Source organism: Dethiosulfatarculus sandiegensis (genome assembly GCF_000931935.2).
Lineage (GTDB): Bacteria > Desulfobacterota > Desulfarculia > Desulfarculales > Desulfarculaceae > Dethiosulfatarculus > Dethiosulfatarculus sandiegensis.
This window is the reverse complement of record NZ_AZAC01000052.1, coordinates 1-2,523: the sequence shown is the minus strand read 5'-3', so window position 1 is coordinate 2,523 and position 2,523 is coordinate 1. Positions and strand designations below refer to the sequence as shown.

Annotated in this window: 1 protein-coding gene; it reads left to right on the top strand. The window is 50.0% G+C overall.

Annotated features, from left to right (window positions below; translation table 11 throughout):
• Positions 1-172 precede the first annotated feature (172 nt).
• The gene (locus X474_RS21025; RefSeq protein WP_052515477.1) at positions 173-2,107 is read left to right on the top strand and encodes a methyl-accepting chemotaxis protein; all 1,935 of its coding nucleotides are present in this window, start codon (positions 173-175) and stop codon (positions 2,105-2,107) included.
• Positions 2,108-2,523 lie beyond the last annotated feature (416 nt).

Genomic DNA, 2,523 nt, shown 5'->3' with positions numbered 1-2,523 from the left:
AAGATTATTGACACTACCTTTCCAAATTCCGTTGATTGATTTTCATTTACAAGTTGAGACGCGAAACCGTCTGCTCCTTTTTGGTTTTATTTAGAATTAAAGCCATTAGTGAAAATTATTACTAATAAAATTAGAGCTTTTTTCCAGTAGCGGGGGGTGAAAGGTAAGACGCATGAGTTGGAAGAACCTTACCATCGGCAAAAAAATTTCTGTGGGCTTTGGGGTTGTTCTAATCCTGTTGGCCTTGGCCGGGGGGCTGAGCTATATAGGGGTGGGTAGTATTGTAGAAAACGCCGGAGAGGTTATCACCGGAAACAAATTAGATGCCAATTTGGCACAAAAAGAGGTGGACCACCTGAATTGGGCAGGGAAAGTGTGTGAACTTTTTACCAATGAAAATGTGAATGAACTCACCGTTGAGACGGATCCTAAAAAATGCGCTTTTGGTAAATGGCTCTATGGCCCGGACAGGCTGAAAACAGAAGAAAGAATCCCCGCCCTCGCACCGCTTTTGGCTGAAATGGAGCCGATCCACGCCAACTTGCATAGATCGGCCATCAAGATTGGCCAGCTATACCAGCCCGCGGATGTTGAGTTGGGCAATTTTTTGCGGGAAAAGAAGACAGACCATCTGGCCTGGGCTCACAGGGTAAAGGATGTTTTTGTGAACCCAGATCAGCGTGAATTCAAAGATGTTCAACTTGATCCCAAAAAATGCTCCTTGGGTAAATGGCTCTATGGTCCCATGGTGACGGAGATGAAAAAGAATGATCCTGACCTGGCCGCCACCCTGGAGCCGGTTTACGAACCTCATAAACTTTTGCATCAAAGCGCCGCCAAGATTGCCGAACTGCGCTCTCAGGGCAAACAGGAGGAAGCAAGAGAATATTACAACGAAAATACCAGTCCCTTGGCTTATAAAGTGTTGGCAGATTTAGATAAGACGCTAAATCTGTTGGATAAACGGGAAAAGGGAATGAATCGGGCCGCTAAAGTCTTCTCAGAGGAAACCCAGCCCGCCTTACGGGGAGTTCAGGGGATTCTGGGTAAGATCCGCACCGTTGCCAGGCAAAACATCATGACCGACCAAGCCATGCTGACAGCTGCTCAGGATACCAGGTTGCAAGTGAGTATAGTCAGCCTGGTTGCCATTCTCATAGGCGCACTCTTGGCAGTGGTTATAATCAGAGGGATTTCCAAGTCATTGCGAATGGTTTCTGAGAATATGCTGGCCGCTTCAACCCAGGTGGCAGCCGCGGCGGAGCAGGTTTCAGGGGCCAGCCAGTCTTTGGCCCAAGGGGCCTCGGAACAGGCAGCCTCTTTGGAAGAATCTTCCTCTTCATTGGAGGAGATGTCTTCCATGACCAAGCAGAATGCTGAAAACGCGGGTCAGGCAGACAGCCTCATGGGAGAGGCTGCCAAGACTGTGGGAGAGGCCAACTATTCCATGAAAGACCTGCGCAAATCCATGGACAGCATAAACAAGGCCAGTGGGGATATGGCCAATATCATCAAAACAATTGATGAGATTGCTTTCCAGACCAACCTGTTGGCCTTAAATGCCGCGGTTGAGGCGGCCAGGGCGGGAGAGGCCGGAGCCGGATTCGCGGTGGTGGCCGATGAGGTGCGCAACCTGGCCATGAGGGCTGCCGAGGCGGCCAAGAGCACCAGTGCGCTGATCGAGATGAATATCAAGCAAATCCAGGGCGGAGTGGACTTGGTGGGGCGCACCGATGAAAATTTTGCCCAGGTGGAGGATAACGCCCAAAAGGTGGCCCAGCTGGTCAGCGAGATATCTTCCGCTTCTGCCGAGCAATCAGAGGGAATAGGGCAGATAAACCGGGCAGTGGGAGAGATGGATAACGTTACCCAACAGGTGGCGGCCAATGCCGAGGAATCCGCTGCGGCGGCCGAAGAGCTTTCGGCCCAGGCCACCACTATGCAGTCCATGGTAAACGACCTGGCGGCAATGGTGGATGGCTCCAAACACAAAATGTTGGCCGGAGGGCATAAGGCCTTGGAGGCTCCTCCCCAAAAATATCGGAAGACAGGTAAAACCCCAAGGCAGGCACTACCCCTTTCCGATGAAGAATTTAAGGATTTCTGATCACTGCTACTGCGTGGTTGCAATGGATCAGCCCTGACAAGGTTTTTGCATGATCCTTGTCGGGGCTGTTTACTTAAGGGAAAGGTGGTCTGGTTGGTTATAAGGTAGGATAGAGCAATACTACTGTGATATTGTTGTTTTTTAGAAACCGATCATTGTTTGGTAGCGTCAATTATCTTTCGCTTTTAATTTTAGCGGCAGTCTCCGACACGTTTAACCGGCAAGAGCCTCAGTTTGCTCTTGCAACCTCAATAAATCCATATTCAGGTATTTTCNNACATGCCTTAGCCTTGCCGCTGCCAGCATGAGAGCACAGGAAATGCCCCAACAACCTTGGTGCGTCTTCATATTTCCCGGATGATGCGCTCCATGGGGTTGATCTTCCCCCTATTTTTTGGACACGCAGTTAAGCAGCC

Excerpts from the sequence above, each read along its gene's own strand:
- X474_RS21025 (WP_052515477.1), top strand. The coding sequence starts at position 173 with ATGAGTTGGAAGAACCTTACCATCGGCAAAAAAATTTCTGTGGGCTTT.